The sequence below is a fragment of the Vibrio scophthalmi genome, from assembly GCF_040869025.1.
GTDB lineage: Bacteria > Pseudomonadota > Gammaproteobacteria > Enterobacterales > Vibrionaceae > Vibrio > Vibrio scophthalmi.
This window is the reverse complement of record NZ_CP134271.1, coordinates 1,438,459-1,460,203: the sequence shown is the minus strand read 5'-3', so window position 1 is coordinate 1,460,203 and position 21,745 is coordinate 1,438,459. Positions and strand designations below refer to the sequence as shown.

Below are 21,745 nucleotides of genomic sequence, written 5' to 3'. Positions count from 1 at the left end.
TATCAGCAGTTAAATGAGATAAGAATATGAAAATCATCATTCTTGGTGCAGGTCAGGTTGGCGGCACACTAGCTGAAAACCTTGTTGGCGAAAACAACGACATCACCATTGTCGATAAAGACAGCGATCGCCTGCGCGAGCTACAAGATAAATATGATTTACGGGTAATCAATGGCCATGCAAGCCATCCGGATGTACTCAGAGAAGCAGGGGCACAAGATGCCGACATGCTGGTCGCGGTAACCAATACCGACGAAACCAACATGGCTGCCTGCCAAGTCGCATTCTCTTTGTTTAATACTCCTAACCGCATCGCCCGCATACGCTCCCCTCAATACCTCGCTGAAAAAGAAGCTTTATTCCAATCAGGTGCCGTTCCGGTCGATCACCTTATCGCCCCTGAAGAATTGGTTACCAGCTACATCGAACGCTTAATTCAATATCCTGGCGCACTGCAAGTGGTGAGTTTTGCCGAGCAGAAAGTCAGCCTAGTTGCGGTCAAAGCCTATTACGGTGGCCCACTGGTGGGTAATGCCCTATCTGCTTTGCGTGAACACATGCCGCACATTGATACTCGTGTGGCGGCGATTTTCCGCCAAGGCCGTCCAATTCGCCCACAAGGCACCACCATAATTGAAGCTGATGACGAAGTGTTTTTCGTTGCCGCCAGTAACCATATTCGCTCGGTGATGAGTGAACTACAACGCCTAGAAAAACCTTACCGCCGCATCATGATTGTGGGTGGGGGTAACATTGGTGCTAGCCTTGCAAGACGTTTAGAACAAAACTACAGCGTGAAGTTGATTGAACGTAGCTATCAACGTGCTGAGCGCCTATCTGAAGAGTTAGAAAATACCATCGTCTTCTGTGGCGATGCCGCTGACCAAGAATTGCTAGCGGAAGAAAACATCGACCAAGTTGATGTGTTCATCGCTCTCACTAACGAAGACGAAACCAATATCATGTCAGCCATGCTAGCCAAACGCATGGGCGCGAAGAAAGTCATGGTACTGATCCAACGTGGTGCTTACGTAGATTTGGTCCAAGGCGGCGCGATTGATGTTGCTATTTCACCGCAACAAGCGACGATTTCTGCTTTGCTAACTCACGTACGTCGTGCCGATATTGTTAACGTATCCTCACTACGTCGCGGCGCAGCAGAAGCGATTGAAGCCATTGCCCACGGCGATGAAACCACCTCAAAAGTGGTTGGCCGCGCGATCGGAGAAATTCGCTTACCATCAGGCACCACCATTGGCGCAATTGTACGTGGCGATGAAGTGTTAATTGCCCATGACCGCACCGTGATTGAACAGGATGACCACGTGGTGATGTTCTTAGTAGATAAGAAGTATGTTCCGGATGTAGAAGCACTCTTCCAGCCGAGCCCGTTCTTCCTCTAAGGCATGATATACCATGGTTAACTTTCGTCCCGTACTATTCGTGATAGGGTTAGTGCTGTCTAAGCTCGCCCTATTCATGTACGTCCCCACTCTTGTGGCATTCTTTTCTGGCACCTCTGGTTTCATCGAGTTTGGCCAGTCACTAATCATCACCCATGTGGCCGCGTTCTTATGCCTATCGATTGGTCGAACGGCCAATTTTAAACTCAGCGTGCGCGACATGTTCCTCATCACCAGTTTGGTGTGGACCATTGCCAGCGCCTTTGCAGCACTGCCATTTGTCTTTATCAACCACATCAGCTTTACCGATGCTTACTTTGAGACCATGTCTGGTATCACCACAACTGGCTCAACCGTACTGAGTGGACTCGACAACATGGCGCCAAGTATCTTGCTGTGGCGCTCGATATTGCAATGGCTCGGCGGGATTGGCTTTATCGTAATGGCGGTAGCGGTACTACCAATGCTTAACGTTGGTGGTATGAAGCTGTTCCAAACTGAATCATCCGATTGGTCAGACAAAAGTAGCCCACGGGCGAAAACCGTCGCGAAGAACATCGTACTGGTGTATCTGATCCTCACCGGTCTATGCATGATTGGTTTCTTACTCTCTGGCATGACGGTATTTGAAGCCATCAACCACTCTTTTACCACGCTATCAACCGGCGGTTACTCCACCTCTGATGGCTCAATGAACCACTTCTCACATAGCGCTCATTGGAATGCGACGCTGTTTATGTTCTTGGGTGGACTACCCTTCTTGCTCTTTGTTTCCGCTCTCACCAAGCGTCATCCGAGCATTTTACTTAAAGATGCCCAGGTGCGTGGCTTTACCTATCTGTTCTTAGGCAGTAGCTTGATCGTTAGTGCATGGTTGGTGATTCATAACGACTATGCGGTACTCGATGCATTGCGCGTTTCGATGTTCAATATCGTTTCTGTTGTGACGACGACGGGTTTTGGTTTGGAAGATTTCACCGCTTGGGGCGCATTGCCAACCACGGTATTTGCTTTTCTACTGATGGTTGGGGCTTGTTCTGGCTCGACATCTGGCGGGATTAAAATATTCCGTATCCAAATCGCCATGACCTTGTTGCACAAGCAGATGATGAAACTAGTCCATCCATCGGGCGTGTTTGTTCAACGCTATAATCAGCGCCCAGTGAACGACGACATCGTACGTTCGGTGGTGGCCTTCTGTCTGGTTTATTTTCTCACTATCATCTTTGTTGCGGGTTGCTTAAGCTCACTTGGCCTTGACCCAACCACCAGTATTTCAGGTGCGGTAACGGCCGTCGCCAACGTCGGCCCTGGCATGGGGGCACATATCGGTCCAACAGGGAACTTTGCTTCACTGCCTGATACAGCGAAATGGATATTGAGTTTCGGTATGTTGATGGGAAGGCTAGAAATCTTAACCATCTTGGTGCTGTTCTTCCCAGCCTTCTGGCGTCGTTAAACCGGCGTCACATAGTAATAAATCGCACAAAAGTGACAAGCGCATCCTGCTAACACAAAACCATGCCATATAGCATGATTGTAGGGGATGCGCTTCGCGACATAAAAAATCACCCCGAGCGAATAAATCACCCCACCCAAGCCAAGCAGAATCAAGCCACCCAATTGAACATGCAGCGCTAATTGATAAATCACCACCAGTGATAACCAGCCCATCAACAGATAAGTCACCAAAGATAAGCGCTTAAAGCGATAGACAAAAGCGACCTTCATAATGATGCCGACAAGCGCAATGCTCCAAATAACCACCATCAAGCCAATCGCCAAAGGGGTGCGTAAGCTCACCAGTAAAAATGGGGTATAGCTGCCAGCAATCAGCAAATAAATCGCGCAATGGTCAAAGGTTTTGAGTGCGCGTTTGGCTCGTGGTGAGGGGATAGCATGATAGAGCGTTGAGGCGAGAAACAGCACAATAATACTGGCGCCGTAAATGGTGTAGCTAGCAATAGTCAACGCATCGGCATGGTAAGCATGTGCTTTAAGCAACAGCATTACCAAACCGATAATACCCAGCACCATACCGATCGCATGAGTAATCGTATTCGCGAGCTCTTCTTTAGCGCTGTACGCTGCGTTGCTGGTTTCAGACATAACGTTTACTCAGGTGTTTGAACATTTCCACCTGAGTATGCCACATCTAGCTTACACGTGTAAGCTCAAGTTATTGCAAATACCGTTAACAGGTCGATTCGAGGTACTCGAGCACCTGTTGGCCGGCTTCAGTCGGCGTTGCATTCAATGGAATGGTGAGCTCACGCTTTAATTGCCCCACGCCCAACAAACTGGCCAGCATACCTTTGGCCCCTTCACGATGGCGATCAACTTCAAACCACAACGTCAATTGTTCAGTATCACGATGAGCGACGAGTTCTAACTCGCGCCAGCGACCATGATAGGGTCCGGTAGTCGGCACAAATTCAAACTCTTGTACAAACGGCAATTCAAAGCCATCCACCGCTTCGCATTCCACTTGGCGAATCCGCATACCTTGCGCTTCTAGCGCAGACAACACCCCATCCAACAAGGGATCAGGACGCACTGTGACAATATCAGTATCACTTGGATCTTTGGCCATTGAGATATCAAGCCCCGTTTCGAGCCACACTTTGGCATCGCCAATGGTCACCGGAGTATTCCACGGCACATCCAACTCCACTTCGAATTCACGGGACTCTCCCGGATGAATCGTGAAGGCATAAGGCAGACTCCACGTCGCGAGTGGGTAGTTTTGTGGCATGCGGCGCATGCGGTTTGTGTTTTGCTGGTTCTTATTGTGATCAGCCGGCACTTCTTTGATGTAGCGGCAGTAAAGTTTGAGATCGATATTATCAATCTCCTGCTCTGTCGCACCACCATAAACATGAATGGTAATATTGACCTTCTGTCCGGGATAGAGCACTTCTTGCTGAAGTACCGAATCCACCTGCGCTGAGCCAATACCAAAACTGGCTAGGGTCTTCTTAAAAAATGACATATTAATCCTCCATGAAACGCTCCCGACAGACATACAATCGTACGCTGATGGTGCGAAAAGAGTTCTCTCTTTTTTATCTCTATAGACGATCGCACAGAAATTGCCTGATAACCAGTCACGCTTTGTCATAGCAAGATCTCGCTTACATCACACATTGTTTAATTTAGCACTTTAAATCATGTATTAAGCGCAAAAATTAGGTGACAGCGCTATCTTTTAAAGTGATTAGATATCGACCAATATATCGCTTGGTGCTAACCTATCTTTGATATGTTTTGCATATCATTAACCCTACTCGGGCATTTGGATTGGCGAGAGCCAGAAAGAGCCAAACTTCAGTAATGAAGCTCAACTCATGCCCCCGTAGGCCATTACATCGGCAATGGATATGCCTGACAGTTCGGTAAATAGATGCGCCCAACTACCGTCAGGTTTTCGCACACTAACCGTAGTGCAATGCGTCGTCGTAGTGGTTTTGCCGCTGCGCCTGTCGCGAAAAAACTTTCGCCTAGCATGACTCTTGTGGAGAAGAACACCATTTTGGCTCCGACTCCTGCAGAGCATATCAAGGCGGCATAATAAAAAAGCGCAGATCTCTGCGCTTTTTTCTTTGTCGATCCAACACCATCACTCATCCTGCTTTTACTGACCTTTTTAGCGACAAAATCTTCGCGACAATGTGTTAATCAGATTGCTATTTCCCTCGAGCATTTGTTACCTTTATCGACAAATCATTATAATTATTGTGGAGAAAGTTGATGAATTGCCATCGAATTGAAGAGCTGCTCGAGCTTCTAGGCCCTGAGTGGCAAAAAGACCAAGAAATGAACATGCTGCAGTTCTTGGTTAAGCTAGCCAAAGAGGCCGGTTACCAAGGCCCGCTAGAGGAGCTCACTGATGATGTGCTTATCTACCATCTTAAAATGCGCAACAGCAGCAAAGATGAGATGATACCGGGCCTGAAAAAAGACCAAGAAGATGACTTTAAAACCGCCATTCTTCGCGCTCGTGGCATCATTAAGTAATCGAAACAAATTGTTCAAGGCAGCTTAGGCTGCCTTTTTTAATGCCTAGAGATCGACTTACGCCCTATTCCTGAAAAATAACCCAAGGATTATTGTTAATAGTTAATGATGTCAAAGAAATAGAATTGTTATTAATTGTATACTTTGCCACCTAAACTAAAAGCAGCAATACCAGAAGTCATCAGAGCTTAATCCACCATCTTAACTGCCTTTTATTAAGCCTGACTTCACCAAGAACCAGAGTGTGATCAAAAGAAATCGCACCGACACCGTCCAAAAGGAAGCACAATGAGTCAGGACAAAATTGATATTAAAGATGTAACGCCCAAAACGTTTAATCCCAAAACACATAAAACCCAAGGCGATCGCTTTAATCCCAGCAATCGAATCTACGTCCGTGAAAGCAAAGGCACTTATCAACTGCTGCGTCGTTATGGCGGGTGGTTTTTACTGCTGCTATTTGCGCTAATCCCATGGATTCCTTTTGGTGAACGCCAAGCAATTTTGCTTGATATCGGTAATCAACAATTCAACTTCTTTGGCACCACTCTGTACCCTCAGGACTTAACTCTACTGGCAACCTTGCTGGTGATCGCCGCCTTTGGCCTGTTTTTTATTACCACCTTCTTGGGCCGTGTCTGGTGTGGCTACTTATGTCCGCAAACGGTGTGGACTTTCATCTATATCTGGTTTGAAGAGAAGCTGGAAGGCAACGCCAATAAGCGTCGTAAACAAGATTCAGGCAAGCTGACTCGTTCACTGGTATTGCGTAAAAGCCTCAAGCATCTTGCGTGGTTTGCTATCGCCCTCGCGACCGGTTTCACCTTTACCGGTTACTTCGTACCGATCCGTGAATTAGTGGTGGAGTTCTTTACCTTTGAGTCCAGCTTTTGGCCGGTATTCTGGGTGATGTTTTTTGCCATTTGTACTTACGGTAATGCTGGGTGGATGCGCTCCATTATGTGTATTCACATGTGTCCGTATGCGCGTTTCCAATCAGCCATGTTTGATAAAGATACCTTTATTGTCGGCTACGACAGCAAGCGTGGGGAAGCGCGTGGCCCTCGCTCACGCAAAGCCGATCACAAAGCGCTGGGATTAGGCGATTGCATCGACTGTAACTTGTGTGTGCAAGTTTGCCCGACCGGTATCGATATTCGTGACGGCTTGCAATATGAATGCATTAACTGCGGCGCCTGTATTGATGCTTGTGACCAAACCATGGATAAAATGGGCTATGAGAAAGGACTGATCAGCTATACCACCGAGCACCGCCTATCAGGCAAGTCCACCAAGGTGATGCGGCCAAAACTGCTCGGTTACGGCGCGGTATTGCTGTTGATTACCGGATTGTTTTTCATCCAGATAGCCAGCGTCGACCCTGCTGGGATGAATGTGCTGCGAGATCGCAGCCAGCTTTATCGTGAAAACAGCTCAGGTGAGATTGAAAATACCTATACACTAAAAATCATCAATAAAACCCAACAGACTCAACAGTATCAACTGAGTGTCACAGGGCTAGAAGATGTCTCTTGGTACGGAAAAAATACCGTTACTGTAGCACCTGGTGAAGTGTTAACGCTGCCAATGAGTTTGGGCATGCAAGCCGATAATCTCAGCTCTCCTGTTTCAACAATACAGTTTATACTGTCTGACAGTGAACAATTTACCCTCTCGGTAGAAAGCAGATTTATCAAAAAGTTATAAGCCTGCCCTCGCCCCCAATTACGGTAAGGGCTCAGTAATGAGCCCTTTATTTTATGTCAGAAACAGCATTTAACTTTGATGCGCTCACCCCAGATTTTATGTGGTACGCACTCGAAAGCATCGGCATTCGTGCTGAATCCGGTTTTTTACCGCTCAATAGCTATGAGAATCGCGTTTATCAGTTTACCGATGAAGAGCGCCAACGTTATGTAGTTAAGTTCTACCGCCCTGAACGTTGGAGCAGTGAGCAAATTCAAGAAGAGCACGACTTTACCCTAGAACTGATTGAAGCCGACATCCCAGTCGCGCCGCCGTGCCGCATCGAAGGTAAAACCCTGCATTTCTATCAAGGCTACCTTTTTGCTCTGTTTGCCAGTGTTGGCGGACGCCAGTTTGAAGTCGACAATTTAGAGCAGTTAGAAGGTGTGGGCCGCTTTCTTGGTCGTATCCACAAGGTTGGATCACGCACGCCATTCGTGCACCGGCCAACGCTGAGCTTAGAGGAATACCTCTACCAACCTCGCCAGTTGCTCCAGCAGTCAACCTTTATCCCTATGCATCTTGAAAATGCTTTCTTTAGTGATCTTGATTTGCTGATCAAACGCTTGGAAGAGCATTGGCAAACCCCTTCGCAAATCATTCGTCTCCACGGTGACTGTCATCCGGGCAATATCTTGTGGCGTGACGGCCCGATGTTTGTCGATTTGGATGATTCTCGCAATGGCCCAGCCGTCCAAGACTTGTGGATGTTGCTTAACGGTGATCGCGCCGACAAAACCATGCAACTCGATATTTTGCTAGAGGCTTACCAAGAATTTAGTGATTTCAATATGAATGAGTTGAAACTAATTGAGCCATTGCGCGGTCTACGTATGGTGCATTATATGGCATGGCTGGCAAAAAGATGGCAGGATCCCGCCTTCCCAATTGCTTTCCCTTGGTTTGATGATCCAAAATATTGGGAAAGTCAGGTATTGGCATTTAAAGAACAAATTGTGGCGTTAAACGAAGCACCTTTGACCCTAATGCCGCAATGGTAACGTCTAAAAAAACAATAAAATGGAGATAATAATGAAAAAGCTGTTTGCACTTGTGACCACCCTTCTGCTGAGCCTATCTGCTCACGCAGCGCAATTTTCTGAAGGGGAGCACTACAAGGTTCTTGATCTTGAAGCATCAAAAAAACCAACGGTCACTGAGTTTTTCTCATTTTACTGCCCACACTGTAAAACTTTCGACCCAATCATTCGCCAACTAAAAGCGCAACTACCAGAAGGCGTGAAGCTAAACAAAGCACACGTATCCCTAATGGGTGGCGCAATGGGCAAAGAGTTAAATAAAGCTTTCGCTACCATGGTGGTACTGAAAGTAGAAGACAAGATGGCTCCAGTGATGTTTAACCGCATCCAGACAATGCGTAAAGCACCAAACAGCGCAGAAGAAGTGCGTCAAATCTTCCTTGATGAAGGTATTGATGCGAAGAAATTTGATGCGGCTTACAACGGCTTTACGGTTGACTCAATGGCACGTCGTTACGACAAGCAATTCCAAGATGCCGGTTTAACCGGTGTTCCTGCTGTTGTGGTAAATAACAAATACCTTGTTCAAGCACAATCAATTGAAAGCCTTGACCAATACTTTGCACTGGTGAATTACCTAACCACGTTGAAATAGTGGCCTTGAAGTAATCACATTTTTCGCCATTCATTTGGCCACATTCAATAAGGGAGCTTCGGCTCCCTTTTTACTTTCCCACCTATTCGACTCGACATTATTGCCTGCCCATTCCCCCATGAATACTCGACAATAAAAACATTGCAGCAATCAATAAGCTCCCTTAACGAAAGCACACCGAGGTAGCTTCTATTCGGCTACGATTACGACAACCACCTATGCTTTTGTTGCACTTCCGTGCAAAAAGACAACAAAAACGGTCGACAGAATAAACAATGTTAAAAAACAGAGTCATACAGGTGATCAATCAATAGCCGGCGAAATAAATAGCTACTCATAATACATTTTTAGAAAATAATAGATTCGCCCTGCGAATAAAAAAGAGTAAAATCCGCGCCGAATAAAATAATCATATGCAATTGTACAAACCCACTCGCAGTTTGGAATATCGAGCAGATTGATCAGATTTGTTGCACTACACTCTTTTTTTGATCACTTTTTTATCCAAGCGAAGCCATGCTGGTTAGGTAAGTTGCGCGGAGATATAGATAAATGAAATTACAATACAGCTTACTAGCACTTGCCATCGTAAGTGGCTCAAGCTTTGCTCAACTGTCTGATACAGCAGGTTTTAGTGGTGAAGTGTCAATCAGCACTGGTTTCTACTCAACTGAGTCAAACCTGAACACTCATGACGACAACAAAAATATCGACGACCTAGGCGCGCCAAATGATGCGGTTTCTGGTGCGCTAATTCTGCCACTAGGTAACGTTGCTTACACATTTGGTAACGGCTTAAATCAACAGTTCTACGCGGGTACGTCTCGTGAAGATATCGCCACTGGTACACTGGCGTTTGAACTGGGCTACAAATACCAACTAGCGTCAGGCATGATCATTAATGCGTCTATGCTACCAACCATCATGTCTGGCGAAGTTTGGGCAAACCCATACCAAACAACAGATCGTCAAACCACCGATGAAGATGGTAATGCCTACCGCCTAAAAGTGGAAAATATTGCAGGCTCTAAATTCTCAGTTGATATGGCGTACGCGACCAAAGACATCGAAAATGATGTAGCGGGTGAACTAGATCCTAGCCTTCGTCGTGATTCAAAAGGCTTTATCTTTAAAACTGATTACAAATTGGCATTGGATCAACACACCATCCTAACGCCACGCCTGTCTTACACCAATATCGATGCTGACGGCGATGCAAACTCATTCACGGGTTACGGTGTTGAGCTAAGCTACTTCAAATTGATGGAGCGTCACCAACTAGCCCTAACAGGTGGTTTTAAAACGCGCGATTACGATGCGGTTCACCCAGGTCCAGCTGGAGTTGGCTTCAATAAAACTCGTCAAGATGATGAATTTAGCCTATTCGCTGCTTATGAATACGCAAACATCATGGATTGGCAAGATTGGTCTCTGATTTCACTTGTTGGTTTCACTAACAGCGATTCAAACATCAACTTCTACGACCGCACCGATTACATCATGTCAGTGGGTATGAACTACCACTTCTAATCTGACTGATTATCAATTTAAGCCCACCGAACTTGGTGGGCTTTTTTATATCGTTATTTCCCCCTCAGATGCCAGCTATACCGCTTGCGCGTGTAAATGGCGCATTAATCGATCCATTGCGCGATAACCTAACGCTTCGGATAAGTGCGCTCGTGAAATCTGCGCTTCACCAGCCAAGTCAGCAATGGTGCGCGCCACTTTAATGATGCGATGATAGGCGCGAACCGATAAGCCTAAACGATGCAACGCTTGCTCTAAAAATTGCGCGTCACTTCGATCAAGGTGGCAGTATTGCTCGATCTCTCGACTACCCAACAGAGCATTGGCTTTACCACTCCGAGCAAGCATCTCCCCGCGAGCTTTTTCCACGCGGGCTTTCACCACCTCAGTCGCTTCTCCTCGCTCACCACCTTCGGCCAATGTCCCTTGTGGCAAGGCTGGGATTTCTAACGACATATCAAAACGATCCAACAACGGCCCTGACAAACGACTCAAATAACGCAGTGCCGCCTGAGAATTACCATGACTTTGCTTGGCATCATAATGACCACTCGGGCTTGGATTAAGCGCTCCGACTAACTGAAAGCGCGCAGGAAAACGAGTTTTGCCTTGCGCACGGGAAATAATAATCTCACCAGATTCCAGCGGCTCACGTAATGCATCTAAAACTTTACGTTCAAACTCAGGCATCTCATCAAGAAATAACAGCCCATTATGCGCCAAAGAAATCTCCCCCGGCCTAGGAACCGAGCCACCACCGACCAGTGCAGCCATCGAACTGGAGTGGTGCGGCGAGCGAAATGGCCGACATTTCCAGTTAAATTGATTGATTTCTTGCTGGGTCAGCGAAGCCACCGAGGCTGACTCTAACGCTTCATCATCCGACATTTCTGGCAGCAAATCGCGCAGGCGTGAAGCGAGCATGGTTTTACCAGTGCCCGGAGGGCCAAGAAACAACAAGTTATGATGACCCGCGGCAGCGATTTCCAGCGCACGCTTACCCTGCTGCTGACCAATGATGTCACGCAGATCTCGCGCATGAGTGGCGATATGTGGCTGCATATCGGTTTGATGCAAAGCCAATGCTTGTTGACCGCACAGGTCGGCGCACACCTCAAGCAAGCTTTGTGCAGATTTATGTTTTTCTTTACCCACCAATGCGGCTTGGTCACCATTGCAATGCGGCACCACCAAACGGCGTCCTTGTTGCTGCGCGATCAGTGCCGCGGGCAACACGCCTTTCACCGCTCGCAATTCCCCAGATAATGCCAGTTCACCAATAAACTCACTTTGAGTGAGTGGATTGAGTGGAATTTGCTGTGAAGCCGCTAAGATGCCTAACGCAATTGGCAAATCAAAACGGCCACCTTCTTTAGGTAAATCAGCGGGCGCTAAATTGACCGTAATCCGCTTGGCCGGAAACTCAAAACGCGAGTTAATGATCGCGCTGCGCACGCGATCACGAGACTCCTTCACCGTTGTCTCTGGCAAACCCACCAGCGCAAAACCCGGCATGCCATTACTAATGTGCACCTCAACCGTCACCAACGGTGCCTCCACGCCTACCGATGCGCGGCTGTATACCACAGCTAAACCCATACATTCCCTTATTATGTTCACTTTTAAGGCGGCTATTTCTATAGCACCTTTGTTATATAGCGTGGCGACTTGCTGAGATAATGTGAAAAAAGAATGAGTTTTTGCTTGTCATTTAACGGATATGTGTGATACCACTAGAGACGCAAACAATTACGTACCATATTACGCACACGCAACCATTAGATATTAATAATGACATTAAACGCCCGCTTACATGCACTGATTGCCCTGATTATCGTGGTCATTATTAGATTGCGCGGGGTCTAGTGGGCTAAAGAAAGCCAAGAATTAGATAAACCCCCGCACTGAAAAGTTCGGGGGTTTTTTTCAATCAATTAAGATAGAAATCAGGCAGGCAAGACCAGCAAATTATAATCAACTCTCCGCACATCGCTCATGAACGAGCAGGATTACTTGGCGAGAGAGTACAGGAAGAATGGGAGCGCACATGAAGTGCAAACAACACAAGGACAGCTACCAAGGTAGCGCAGGAGGTGGTCAATGACCGGTGCAGAATTAGTTGTAGCCGCACTGGCACAACAAGGAATTAAAACCGTATTTGGTTACCCTGGCGGTGCCATCATGCCAATCTACGATGCGCTCTATGATGGTGGCGTGGAGCACATCCTCTGCCGCCATGAACAAGGCGCGGCTATGGCAGCAATTGGTATGGCGCGTGCAACACAAGATGTCGCCGTGTGCATGGCAACCTCAGGCCCTGGCGCGACCAATCTGGTCACTGGCCTTGCTGATGCTTTCATGGACTCCATTCCTCTGGTTGCAATCACTGGTCAGGTCGCTAGCTCCCATATCGGTACCGATGCCTTCCAAGAAATGGATGTGATCGGCATGTCGCTTTCTTGTACCAAACACAGCTACCTCGTCACCGACATCCAAGAGTTAGCGCCAACGTTAGCCGAAGCATTTGAAGTGGCGAAAACCGGTCGACCTGGCCCGGTGATTGTGGATATCGCCAAAGATGTTCAGCTAGCCCAAGCTCCTACATCAATCTTACCCCCTTGCACGCCGCCGGATCACCCCGTGGTCAGCAGTGAAGCGCTAAGTCATGCTCAACAACTGCTAAGTAGCAGTTCTCGCCCTGTTTTATACGTGGGTGGTGGGGTACAACTGAGTAATGCCACCGACACTGTTCGCGAGTTTTTGCGCCTCAACCCTATGCCATCAGTAAGTACCCTCAAAGGCTTGGGCACCATCGAGCGCCATGATTCACATTACCTTGGCATGCTCGGTATGCACGGCACCAAAGCCGCTAACCTTATCGTCCAAGAATGCGATCTCTTATTAGCGGTTGGAGCGCGTTTTGATGACCGTGTGACAGGCAAGCTCGATACCTTTGCTCCTAATGCCAAAGTGATTCATATCGATGTGGATGCCGCTGAAATCAATAAACTCAGAACCGCCAACGCACCTCTGCGTGGGGATGTAAAAGCAGTATTGCCTCTACTGGAACTGACCCACGACATTACGCCATGGCTAAGCCACAGCGAGAGCCTACGTACAGGCTTTACTTGGCGCTATGATCACCCAGGTGAACTTATTTTTGCTCCGGGCTTATTAAAACAACTCTCCGACATGATGCCAGATAGTTCGATTGTCTCGACCGATGTCGGCCAACATCAGATGTGGGCAGCACAACACATTCAGCCACGTGAACCGCAAAACTTCATCACCTCAGCTGGGCTTGGCACCATGGGTTTTGGCCTACCTGCCGCAATGGGCGCTTCGGTTGGTCGCCCTGACGATCAATCCATCCTTATCACTGGTGATGGCTCATTCATGATGAATGTCCAGGAACTTGGCACGCTGAAACGTCGCCAGATTCCAGTCAAGATAGTACTGCTCAACAACCAACGTTTAGGCATGGTGCGCCAATGGCAATCGCTGTTCTTTGATGGTCGCCATAGTGAAACCATTTTGGATGACAACCCTGACTTTGTGATGCTAGCAAAAGCGTTTGATATTCCGGGTAAGACCATCACTAAAAAAGAAGAAGTTGAACCGGCTCTAAAAGAGATGCTTGCAAGTAAAACTGCCTACTTACTTCATGTATTAATTGATGAGGAAGAAAACGTATGGCCACTCGTTCCACCGGGTGCGTCAAACAGTGAAATGCTGGAGAACACTTAACATGGAAAGATACTTACTTGATATCAAAGCGGACGATAAACCGGTTCTTCTTGAGCGTGTTCTTCGCGTGATTCGCCATCGTGGTTTCATCATCAAACAAGTGGCGGCAACACAAAACCATGAAAGCCATGTCGCCAGTGTTGAAATCATTGTCGACAGCGATCGTCCGATCACCTTTATTACCAATCAAATTGAAAAACTGTGGGATGTTCGCACTGTCGATGTAACCAAAATCGCTCGTGACCAACTACCAAATAACAACTTACAACAAAAAGTTTGTGCATAAGGAAGGCAATACAATGGCGACAAATACAGCAGATTATATTTGGTTTAACGGCGAAATGGTGCCTTGGGCTGAAGCGAACGTTCACGTACTCACGCATGCAATGCATTACGGCACATCCGTATTTGAAGGGGTACGTTGTTACAACACGCCTAAAGGCCCGATTGTTTTCCGTCACCGCGAGCACGCACAACGCCTGAAAGATTCAGCAAAAATCTACCGCTTCCCAATCCCTTATACGGTCGATGAAATCATGGAAGCAACTCGTGAAACCTTGCGTCAAAACAAACTCGAAAGCGCCTACATTCGCCCACTCGGCTTTGTTGGCAACGTCGGTTTAGGTGTTTGCCCACCGGCAGACACCGCAATGGAGTTAATCATCGCCGCCTTCCCATGGGGTTCATACCTTGGTGAGGAAGCGTTGGAAAAAGGGGTCGATGCGATGATTTCCAGTTGGAACCGCGCCGCACCCAATACCATCCCAACCGCCGCAAAAGCGGGTGGTAACTATCTTTCATCACTGCTAGTTGGCGGTGAAGCGCGTCGTCATGGCTATGACGAAGGGATTGCACTGAGCGTTGATGGCTACCTGTCAGAAGGTGCCGGTGAGAACATCTTTGTCATTAAAGATGGCATCATTTTGACCCCACCAACCACCAGCGCGATCCTACCGGGTATCACCCGTGATTCGATCATGACACTGGCGCGCGATATGGGTTACGAAGTTCGCGAAGCCAATATTGCTCGTGAAGCACTGTACCTTGCTGATGAAGTATTCATGACCGGAACCGCTGCAGAAGTGGTTCCCGTTAGCACTGTCGATAAAATTGAAGTTGGCTGTGGTAAACGAGGCCCAATAACCAAAGCGCTGCAAGCGGCGTATTTTGGTCTATTCAATGGCACCACTGAAGATAAGTGGGGTTGGTTAGATTACGTTTACTCACAAGAAGCCGCAAAGTAGTAGAGGAATAAGGATATGCCTAAATATAGATCTGCCACCACCACCCACGGTCGTAACATGGCAGGCGCACGCGCATTATGGCGTGCCACCGGTGTCAAAGAAGAAGATTTTGGTAAGCCGATTATCGCGGTAGTGAACTCTTTCACCCAGTTTGTTCCAGGCCACGTCCATCTTAAAGATATGGGCCAACTGGTTGCGGGCGAAATTGAAAAAGCTGGCGGCATCGCTAAAGAGTTCAATACCATCGCCGTTGATGATGGAATCGCGATGGGTCATGGCGGCATGCTGTACTCGCTGCCTTCACGTGAGCTGATCGCTGATTCGGTTGAATACATGGTCAATGCCCACTGCGCCGATGCGATGGTGTGTATCTCTAACTGTGACAAAATCACTCCGGGGATGATGATGGCCGCGATGCGCCTAAATATCCCCGTAATCTTTGTATCTGGTGGCCCAATGGAAGCGGGCAAAACCAAACTGTCCGATCAAATCATCAAGCTAGATCTGGTTGATGCGATGATCCAAGGTGCCGATCCAACCATTTCCGATGAACAAAGTGAGCAAGTGGAACGCTCTGCCTGCCCAACTTGTGGTTCATGTTCAGGCATGTTTACCGCCAACTCGATGAACTGTTTGACCGAAGCGCTGGGTTTATCTCAGCCAGGCAACGGCTCAATGCTGGCAACGCACGCCGATCGTGAGCAACTGTTTATCAATGCCGGTAAACGTATTGTCGAATTGACTCGTCGTTACTACGAGCAAGATGACGCCTCTGCACTGCCACGCAATATCGCTGATCGCGCTGCATTTGAGAATGCGATGGCGCTGGATATCGCGATGGGCGGCTCAAGCAACACCGTTCTGCACCTGCTCGCCTCAGCGCAAGAAGGTGAGATCGACTTTGATATGAATGACATAGACCAGATGTCTCGCCGCGTGCCGCATCTATGTAAAGTGGCACCTTCGACACCAAAATACCATATGGAAGATGTTCACCGCGCAGGTGGCGTGATGGCCATTCTCGGCGAACTTGATCGTGCTGGATTACTCAATAACCAAACTCGCACAGTGCTTGGTCTCACCATGCAAGAGCAGCTCGCTCAATACGACATCATGCAAACCGAAGATGAAGCGGTGTTGAAGTTCTTCCGCGCAGGCCCTGCAGGTATTCGTACCACCAAGGCGTTCTCGCAAGATTGTCGTTGGGATCGTCTTGATGATGACCGCGTAGAGGGTTGTATTCGCACCAAAGAAAACGCTTTTAGCCAAGAAGGCGGCCTAGCGGTGCTTTCGGGCAATATCGCGTTAGACGGTTGTATCGTTAAAACCGCTGGGGTTGATGAAGGCAGCCTTGTATTCCAAGGCCCTGCGGTGGTATTTGAAAGCCAAGATACCGCGGTTGACGGCATTTTAGGTGGCAAAGTCAAAGCAGGCGATGTGGTCGTGATCCGCTATGAAGGCCCGAAAGGTGGCCCGGGTATGCAAGAAATGCTTTACCCAACCACCTACCTAAAATCAATGGGGCTAGGTAAGTCTTGTGCCCTACTGACCGATGGCCGCTTCTCTGGCGGTACTTCAGGTTTATCGATCGGTCACGTTTCACCAGAAGCGGCGAGTGGCGGCACCATTGGTTTGGTGAACGATGGCGATATTATTGCCATTGATATCCCGAGCCGTTCAATCTCACTGCAAGTGAGCGAGTCAGAATTGGCAGAGCGCCGTGCTAAGCAAGATACTTTCGGTTGGAAACCAGTCGATCGCCAACGTACCGTGTCATTAGCGCTAAAAGCTTATGCCAGCTTAGCCACCAGTGCCGACAAAGGTGCGGTACGCGATAAAAGCAAATTAGAGGGCTAGTCAATGGTCAATCATGGATTGGTAGAAGATCTATCGCCCGACCAAGCCTTGCCATCTGGCGCAGATTATCTGCGTCAGGTGCTGCGCGCGCCGGTATATGAAGTCGCAACAGTGACACCTCTGCAAGCGATGCCTCGCTTATCTGCCCGGCTCAACAATCAGGTACAGCTTAAACGCGAAGATCGCCAACCGGTACACTCGTTTAAACTGCGCGGCGCCTACAACATGGTCGCGAGCTTAACTGAAGAACAAAAAATCGCGGGTGTCATAGCCGCATCAGCTGGCAACCACGCTCAAGGAATGGCGTTATCTGGTACGAAACTTGGCATTAAAACCACCATCGTTATGCCAAAAACCACGCCAGATATCAAAGTAGACGCCGTACGCAGTTTTGGCGGCAAAGTGGTTCTACACGGCAACAACTTCGATGAAGCCAAAGCCGAAGCGGAGCGCTTATCAGCCAAGCATGGCTACACCTTCGTGCCCCCATTTGATCACCCACTGGTGATTGCAGGCCAAGGCACAATTGGTATGGAGATGCTACAGCAAAATGGGCACTTGGATTACATCTTCGTACCGGTCGGTGGTGGCGGTTTAGCCGCAGGCGTTGCCGTATTAGTCAAACAACTGATGCCTGAAATTAAAGTCATCGCCGTTGAACCGGAAGATTCAGCCTGCTTAAAAGCCGCACTGGATGCCGGTGAGCCAGTGGTTCTTGATCAAGTCAGCATGTTTGCCGATGGCGTAGCGGTAAAACGCATTGGTGACGAAACTTTCCGTTTATGCCAAAAATACATCGATGGTCACGTTACGGTATCAAGCGACGAAATTTGCTCGGCAGTGAAAGATATCTTTGAAGATACTCGCGCCATTGCGGAGCCCTCTGGTGCTCTAGCACTCGCTGGCTTGAAGAAATATGTCGATAAACAGCAACTGACGGGGAAGCGTTTAGGCACGATTTTGTCGGGCGCCAACACTAACTTCCACGGTTTACGCTACGTATCAGAACGTTGTGAGTTGGGTGAGAAGCGTGAAGGTTTATTAGCCGTCACGATTCCTGAACGCCAAGGCGCTTTCTTTGAATTTTGTAATTTGATTGGTGGCCGTGCCGTGACGGAATTTAACTACCGTTATAACGACGATTCCTTAGCCAACATTTTTGTTGGTGTTCGCCTCAATGACGGTCAAAGTGAGTTAGACAATATCATCCAAGATCTGCGTGCGGGTGGCTATCCGGTTGTCGATCTCTCCGATGATGAAATGGCCAAACTGCACGTACGTTACATGATTGGTGGCAAACCATCGAAACAACTGAAAGAGCGGTTATACAGCTTTGAGTTTCCGGAATATCCTGGCGCACTGCTAAAATTTCTTAGCACTCTGGGTACCCACTGGAATATCAGTCTGTTCAACTACCGCAACCACGGCGCGGATTATGGTCGAGTATTGTGTGGTTTTGAATTAGATGAGCAAGATTTAGCACGCTTCTCACTGCATTTAAGGGAATTAGGCTATCAATGCAAAGATGAGACTAACAACCCGTCTTATCAATTCTTCTTGTCGTAATATGTCAATCGTCAGTCGCTTTCTGCGGTCTGATAGAAACCACTCAACAAAGTCAGCCCTCTCGGCTGACTTTGTTCTATTCTAATGGAGTAAACGCACCCTATTTATGCGCAAAGCGCATAGACTCAATGCTAAAGTTTCATTTTCGTCATACCACATTCCAGACTACACTATCGTTAGTTAATTTATTGCTGTCCCTAAGTGGAGAAACCTATGTTTAACGCTCTGATTTTAAACCAAGAAGAAAAACGTACCATTGCTTCTATCGAGCAGATCGATGAATCACAACTGCCTGAAGGCGATGTATTGATCGAGGTGGATTACTCCTCTTTAAACTTTAAAGACGGCCTAGCAATCACCGGTAAAGGTAAGATCATTCGTAACTTCCCAATGGTACCGGGTATTGACCTCGCGGGCACGGTGATTAGCTCAGAAGACAACCGTTACCAAGCGGGTGACCATGTTGTACTGACCGGTTGGGGCGTAGGTGAAAATCATTGGGGCGGAATGGCGCAACGTGCTCGCCTAAAAGCAGATTGGTTAGTACCACTACCACAAGGCTTAGACAGCAAAAAAGCGATGATGGTGGGTACAGCTGGCTTTACCGCAATGCTTTGTGTACAAGCACTGCTGGATGCCGGTGTAAAACCTGAAGCGGGTGAAGTTCTCGTTACAGGCGCAAGTGGTGGCGTGGGCTCTGTCGCAGTAACACTTCTTGCTCAGCTAGGCTATAAAGTGGCAGCCGTGACGGGTCGTGTTGAACAAAATGGTCCACTACTAGAAAAACTAGGTGCTAGCCGTATTATCGATCGCAGCGAATTTGCTGAGCCAGCTCGCCCACTAGAAAAACAAATCTGGGCTGGTGCGGTAGACACCGTTGGTAGCAGCGTACTGGCAAAAGTACTGGCACAAATGGATTACAACAGCGCAGTAGCCGCTTGTGGCCTTGCGGGCGGCTTTGACCTTCCGACTACGGTTATGCCGTTTATCTTACGTAACGTACGTCTACAAGGGGTAGATTCAGTTTCATGCCCATTTGAAAAACGTATCGCAGCATGGGAAAAACTGGTTGAGCTACTACCAGACAGCTACTTTGAACAAGCATGTACTGAAGTAGAATTGGCTGAAGCGCCAAAATACGCTGAAGACATCACCAATGGTCAAGTGACTGGTCGTGTTGTGATTAAACTATAAGCACTTCTGAGTCATCCCTTAGAGTGAGGAACGAGCGAGTAAGGAGTCTCTATACGCTAGAGATTCCGGACATGTCGTTCCTCTATGCCGGAATGACATGTCTCATTCTTTTCGGTCAATCTAAACCCATATCTTCAATACGTTTGGCAATCAAACGACTGCACTCTTCTTTAACAATCGCTCGTAACCACTCTTGGGCTGGTGAATGCTCACAGCGCGGATGCCAAATCAATGAATAGTCAAATGGCGTGAAGTGAAACGGCAACGGTTTCACCACCAAGTCATAACGCTCAGCAACCAAATAAGCCAAATCAGCGGGAACCGTAATGATCAACGGCATGGTATCCACAATCGCCAATGCTGCTTCCAAATGATAAGCCCGCAACACCATACGACGCTGTGGGTGACCAACCAAGGCTTGTTCTATTAGTGCTTTCACCCCATCACTCACTGCAATCATCGCGTGAGGATAGCTAAGATAATCGTCTAGACTCATCTCTTGCTCCGCCAGCGGATGCTGTTTAGAGAGCAAGCAAAATACGCCAACGCGGCCAATGACTTCACTACATAACGGGTCAACGGTCCCAATCGGACGACAAATCGCTAAATCTGCCCCTTCGTAGGTCAACTGATCGGCCAATCGGTCATGCTGTAATGGCAAGAAATTAAGCGACACCAGCGGCGCTTCTTGATAGATGCGGGGGAGCGCAAACGGCAAAATCGTTTGTAATGCATAATCGGTCGTCGCGATGGTAAAGGTTTGCTCGCAACGCTGTGGATCAAACTCACGAGGTGACAGCAGTTGACGTAACGACTCCAGCGGGTCCCCTAAACGCGCATTAATCTCTAACGCTTTTTCGGTTGGGATCAGTTGCTGTCCTTGACGAGTAAACAGTGGATCATTGAGTAAGGTGCGTAAGCGACCTAGCACCCGGCTCATCGCCGACTGACTGAGGTTGAGTCGCGTCGCCGCTTTGCTGACACTGCTTTCTTCAATTAACACTCGCAGTGCGACCAATAAATTCAAATCACGACGATAGATATCTTCTAGTTCCACTTCACTCATCCAAGCTCGATTGATGCTCTAAGTGTACTATTAACAAGTGGAATTTATCGAGTCATCATCGCGATAACTGTCGGTCGCTCTCGATAAATGACTGGCAAAAAAATCCCGCCTTTCGGCGGGGAAGCCCAAGAAAACTGGGGATAGTGTCGGAATGTAGTCGTGTGGAAACAATACCGTGTGCTGATATACGATGTGATAAAGCAACGCTTGCCTCTGGACTCTTTAAGCCAAATCCCTACAATTATGACTTAAATGGCAAGCTACATCAGACGTCGCCTTATACAGATAGAACCTTAAAGCGATGGGTTTATCGCGGCAGACGACAACTCAAACACGTTTAAAACTCCTTGGTCACAATTAATTGTTACCAACTTGTTAATTAAATTAAAACAAAATGATCACTTTGCCAAGTGATTATTGAATATTTTTTCTCCACGCGTATTATCTGCGCCTCGTAAAGCAAACAAGTGACGACCATGACATTCAATCCAGAACAGGCTACGCATACTCTAGAAGCAGAAGGACTACGCTGCCCAGAGCCAGTGATGATGGTCAGGAAGACAATCCGTAACATGCAAGAAGGGGATGTACTGCTCGTCAAAGCAGATGACCCATCAACCACTCGTGACATTCCGAGTTTTTGCCGCTTTATGGATCATCAATTAGTTGCTGCGCAAACCGAACAACTGCCTTACCTGTATCTCATTAAGAAGGGGTTGAGCTAAACTTCGCTCAGTTCA

19 protein-coding genes are annotated in these 21,745 nt (G+C 47.8%); 15 read left to right on the top strand and 4 right to left on the bottom strand.

All coding sequences use genetic code 11. From position 1 onward, the window contains the following. Positions 1-26: 26 nt before the first annotated feature. Both trkA and RJD38_RS06635 read left to right on the top strand, forming a co-directional pair. Positions 27-1,403 (top strand): Trk system potassium transporter TrkA, encoded by a 1,377-nt coding sequence (gene trkA / locus RJD38_RS06640; protein ID WP_005597349.1) that lies wholly within the window; start codon positions 27-29, stop codon positions 1,401-1,403. Between the two features lie 13 nt (positions 1,404-1,416). Continuing rightward, positions 1,417-2,862, top strand: a complete 1,446-nt coding sequence (locus tag RJD38_RS06635; RefSeq protein WP_005597348.1) for a TrkH family potassium uptake protein — start codon at positions 1,417-1,419, stop codon at positions 2,860-2,862. Here RJD38_RS06635 and RJD38_RS06630 read toward each other — a convergent pair. Further along, positions 2,859-3,512: a PAQR family membrane homeostasis protein TrhA gene (locus tag RJD38_RS06630; protein WP_005597346.1), complete on the bottom strand. Its 654-nt coding sequence runs from the start codon at positions 3,510-3,512 to the stop codon at positions 2,859-2,861. The two genes, RJD38_RS06635 and RJD38_RS06630, sit on opposite strands and share 4 nt — an antisense overlap. 85 nt (positions 3,513-3,597) lie before the next feature. Beyond that, entirely contained in the window at positions 3,598-4,395 is a 798-nt protein-coding gene (locus tag RJD38_RS06625; protein ID WP_065429618.1) for a sporulation protein, read from the bottom strand. 411 nt (positions 4,396-4,806) lie between these two features. Here RJD38_RS06625 and RJD38_RS06620 point away from each other — a divergent pair, with 411 nt between their 5' ends. The 6 genes from RJD38_RS06620 (at position 4,807) to RJD38_RS06595 (ending at position 10,331) form a co-directional block, all read left to right on the top strand. Then, the gene (locus tag RJD38_RS06620; RefSeq protein WP_086027409.1) at positions 4,807-4,974 is read left to right on the top strand and encodes a hypothetical protein; all 168 of its coding nucleotides are present in this window, start codon (positions 4,807-4,809) and stop codon (positions 4,972-4,974) included. A 179-nt stretch (positions 4,975-5,153) separates the two neighbouring features. Continuing rightward, complete coding sequence (locus tag RJD38_RS06615) at positions 5,154-5,420, top strand: YihD family protein (protein WP_005597343.1); 267 nt, start codon at positions 5,154-5,156, stop codon at positions 5,418-5,420. A 288-nt stretch (positions 5,421-5,708) separates the two neighbouring features. After that, positions 5,709-7,127 carry a cytochrome c oxidase accessory protein CcoG gene (gene ccoG, locus RJD38_RS06610; protein ID WP_065545887.1) on the top strand — a complete coding sequence of 473 codons (1,419 nt, stop codon included), beginning with the start codon at positions 5,709-5,711 and terminating at the stop codon, positions 7,125-7,127. 53 nt (positions 7,128-7,180) lie between these two features. Beyond that, a complete protein-coding gene (locus RJD38_RS06605; RefSeq protein ID WP_065545888.1) occupies positions 7,181-8,167 on the top strand; it encodes a serine/threonine protein kinase in 987 nt (328 codons plus the stop codon). 31 nt (positions 8,168-8,198) lie between these two features. Further along, complete coding sequence (locus RJD38_RS06600) at positions 8,199-8,801, top strand: thiol:disulfide interchange protein DsbA/DsbL (RefSeq protein WP_005597338.1); 603 nt, start codon at positions 8,199-8,201, stop codon at positions 8,799-8,801. Positions 8,802-9,353: 552 nt separating this feature from the next. Next, positions 9,354-10,331, top strand: a complete 978-nt coding sequence (locus tag RJD38_RS06595) for a DUF2860 domain-containing protein (protein ID WP_065545889.1) — start codon at positions 9,354-9,356, stop codon at positions 10,329-10,331. Between the two features lie 75 nt (positions 10,332-10,406). Here RJD38_RS06595 and RJD38_RS06590 read toward each other — a convergent pair whose 3' ends face one another. Beyond that, the gene (locus tag RJD38_RS06590; RefSeq protein ID WP_065545890.1) at positions 10,407-11,930 is read right to left on the bottom strand and encodes a YifB family Mg chelatase-like AAA ATPase; all 1,524 of its coding nucleotides are present in this window, start codon (positions 11,928-11,930) and stop codon (positions 10,407-10,409) included. A gap of 501 nt (positions 11,931-12,431) precedes the next feature. Between RJD38_RS06590 and ilvG the strand changes: the two genes are divergently transcribed. From ilvG to RJD38_RS06560, 6 genes are all read left to right on the top strand, one after another. After that, entirely contained in the window at positions 12,432-14,078 is a 1,647-nt protein-coding gene (gene ilvG, locus RJD38_RS06585; RefSeq protein WP_065545891.1) for an acetolactate synthase 2 catalytic subunit, read from the top strand. 1 nt (position 14,079) lies between these two features. Further along, complete coding sequence (ilvM, locus tag RJD38_RS06580) at positions 14,080-14,364, top strand: acetolactate synthase 2 small subunit (protein WP_005597332.1); 285 nt, start codon at positions 14,080-14,082, stop codon at positions 14,362-14,364. A 13-nt stretch (positions 14,365-14,377) separates the two neighbouring features. Next, positions 14,378-15,322, top strand: coding sequence for a branched-chain amino acid transaminase (locus tag RJD38_RS06575; RefSeq protein WP_065429601.1), 945 nt, complete (start codon positions 14,378-14,380; stop codon positions 15,320-15,322). A 15-nt stretch (positions 15,323-15,337) separates the two neighbouring features. After that, positions 15,338-17,179: a dihydroxy-acid dehydratase gene (gene ilvD, locus RJD38_RS06570; protein WP_005597330.1), complete on the top strand. Its 1,842-nt coding sequence runs from the start codon at positions 15,338-15,340 to the stop codon at positions 17,177-17,179. Between the two features lie 3 nt (positions 17,180-17,182). Then, the gene (gene ilvA, locus RJD38_RS06565) at positions 17,183-18,745 is read left to right on the top strand and encodes a threonine ammonia-lyase, biosynthetic (RefSeq protein WP_065545892.1); all 1,563 of its coding nucleotides are present in this window, start codon (positions 17,183-17,185) and stop codon (positions 18,743-18,745) included. A gap of 213 nt (positions 18,746-18,958) precedes the next feature. Then, entirely contained in the window at positions 18,959-19,939 is a 981-nt protein-coding gene (locus RJD38_RS06560; protein WP_065545893.1) for an MDR family oxidoreductase, read from the top strand. Between the two features lie 115 nt (positions 19,940-20,054). On the opposite strand, the gene RJD38_RS06555 is transcribed toward RJD38_RS06560, so the two are convergent. Further along, positions 20,055-20,996, bottom strand: coding sequence for a LysR family transcriptional regulator (locus RJD38_RS06555; protein ID WP_005597327.1), 942 nt, complete (start codon positions 20,994-20,996; stop codon positions 20,055-20,057). 485 nt (positions 20,997-21,481) lie between these two features. Here RJD38_RS06555 and tusA point away from each other — a divergent pair, with 485 nt between their 5' ends. Continuing rightward, positions 21,482-21,730 (top strand): sulfurtransferase TusA, encoded by a 249-nt coding sequence (gene tusA, locus RJD38_RS06550; protein ID WP_005597326.1) that lies wholly within the window; start codon positions 21,482-21,484, stop codon positions 21,728-21,730. Positions 21,731-21,745 lie beyond the last annotated feature (15 nt).

Excerpts from the sequence above, each read along its gene's own strand:
- trkA (WP_005597349.1), top strand. The coding sequence starts at position 27 with ATGAAAATCATCATTCTTGGTGCAGGTCAGGTTGGCGGCACACTAGCT.
- RJD38_RS06635 (WP_005597348.1), top strand. The coding sequence starts at position 1,417 with ATGGTTAACTTTCGTCCCGTACTATTCGTGATAGGGTTAGTGCTGTCT.
- RJD38_RS06630 (WP_005597346.1), bottom strand. The coding sequence starts at position 3,512 with ATGTCTGAAACCAGCAACGCAGCGTACAGCGCTAAAGAAGAGCTCGCG.
- RJD38_RS06625 (WP_065429618.1), bottom strand. The coding sequence starts at position 4,395 with ATGTCATTTTTTAAGAAGACCCTAGCCAGTTTTGGTATTGGCTCAGCG.
- RJD38_RS06620 (WP_086027409.1), top strand. The coding sequence starts at position 4,807 with ATGCGCCCAACTACCGTCAGGTTTTCGCACACTAACCGTAGTGCAATG.
- RJD38_RS06615 (WP_005597343.1), top strand. The coding sequence starts at position 5,154 with ATGAATTGCCATCGAATTGAAGAGCTGCTCGAGCTTCTAGGCCCTGAG.
- ccoG (WP_065545887.1), top strand. The coding sequence starts at position 5,709 with ATGAGTCAGGACAAAATTGATATTAAAGATGTAACGCCCAAAACGTTT.
- RJD38_RS06605 (WP_065545888.1), top strand. The coding sequence starts at position 7,181 with ATGTCAGAAACAGCATTTAACTTTGATGCGCTCACCCCAGATTTTATG.
- RJD38_RS06600 (WP_005597338.1), top strand. The coding sequence starts at position 8,199 with ATGAAAAAGCTGTTTGCACTTGTGACCACCCTTCTGCTGAGCCTATCT.
- RJD38_RS06595 (WP_065545889.1), top strand. The coding sequence starts at position 9,354 with ATGAAATTACAATACAGCTTACTAGCACTTGCCATCGTAAGTGGCTCA.
- RJD38_RS06590 (WP_065545890.1), bottom strand. The coding sequence starts at position 11,930 with ATGGGTTTAGCTGTGGTATACAGCCGCGCATCGGTAGGCGTGGAGGCA.
- ilvG (WP_065545891.1), top strand. The coding sequence starts at position 12,432 with ATGACCGGTGCAGAATTAGTTGTAGCCGCACTGGCACAACAAGGAATT.
- ilvM (WP_005597332.1), top strand. The coding sequence starts at position 14,080 with ATGGAAAGATACTTACTTGATATCAAAGCGGACGATAAACCGGTTCTT.
- RJD38_RS06575 (WP_065429601.1), top strand. The coding sequence starts at position 14,378 with ATGGCGACAAATACAGCAGATTATATTTGGTTTAACGGCGAAATGGTG.
- ilvD (WP_005597330.1), top strand. The coding sequence starts at position 15,338 with ATGCCTAAATATAGATCTGCCACCACCACCCACGGTCGTAACATGGCA.
- ilvA (WP_065545892.1), top strand. The coding sequence starts at position 17,183 with ATGGTCAATCATGGATTGGTAGAAGATCTATCGCCCGACCAAGCCTTG.
- RJD38_RS06560 (WP_065545893.1), top strand. The coding sequence starts at position 18,959 with ATGTTTAACGCTCTGATTTTAAACCAAGAAGAAAAACGTACCATTGCT.
- tusA (WP_005597326.1), top strand. The coding sequence starts at position 21,482 with ATGACATTCAATCCAGAACAGGCTACGCATACTCTAGAAGCAGAAGGA.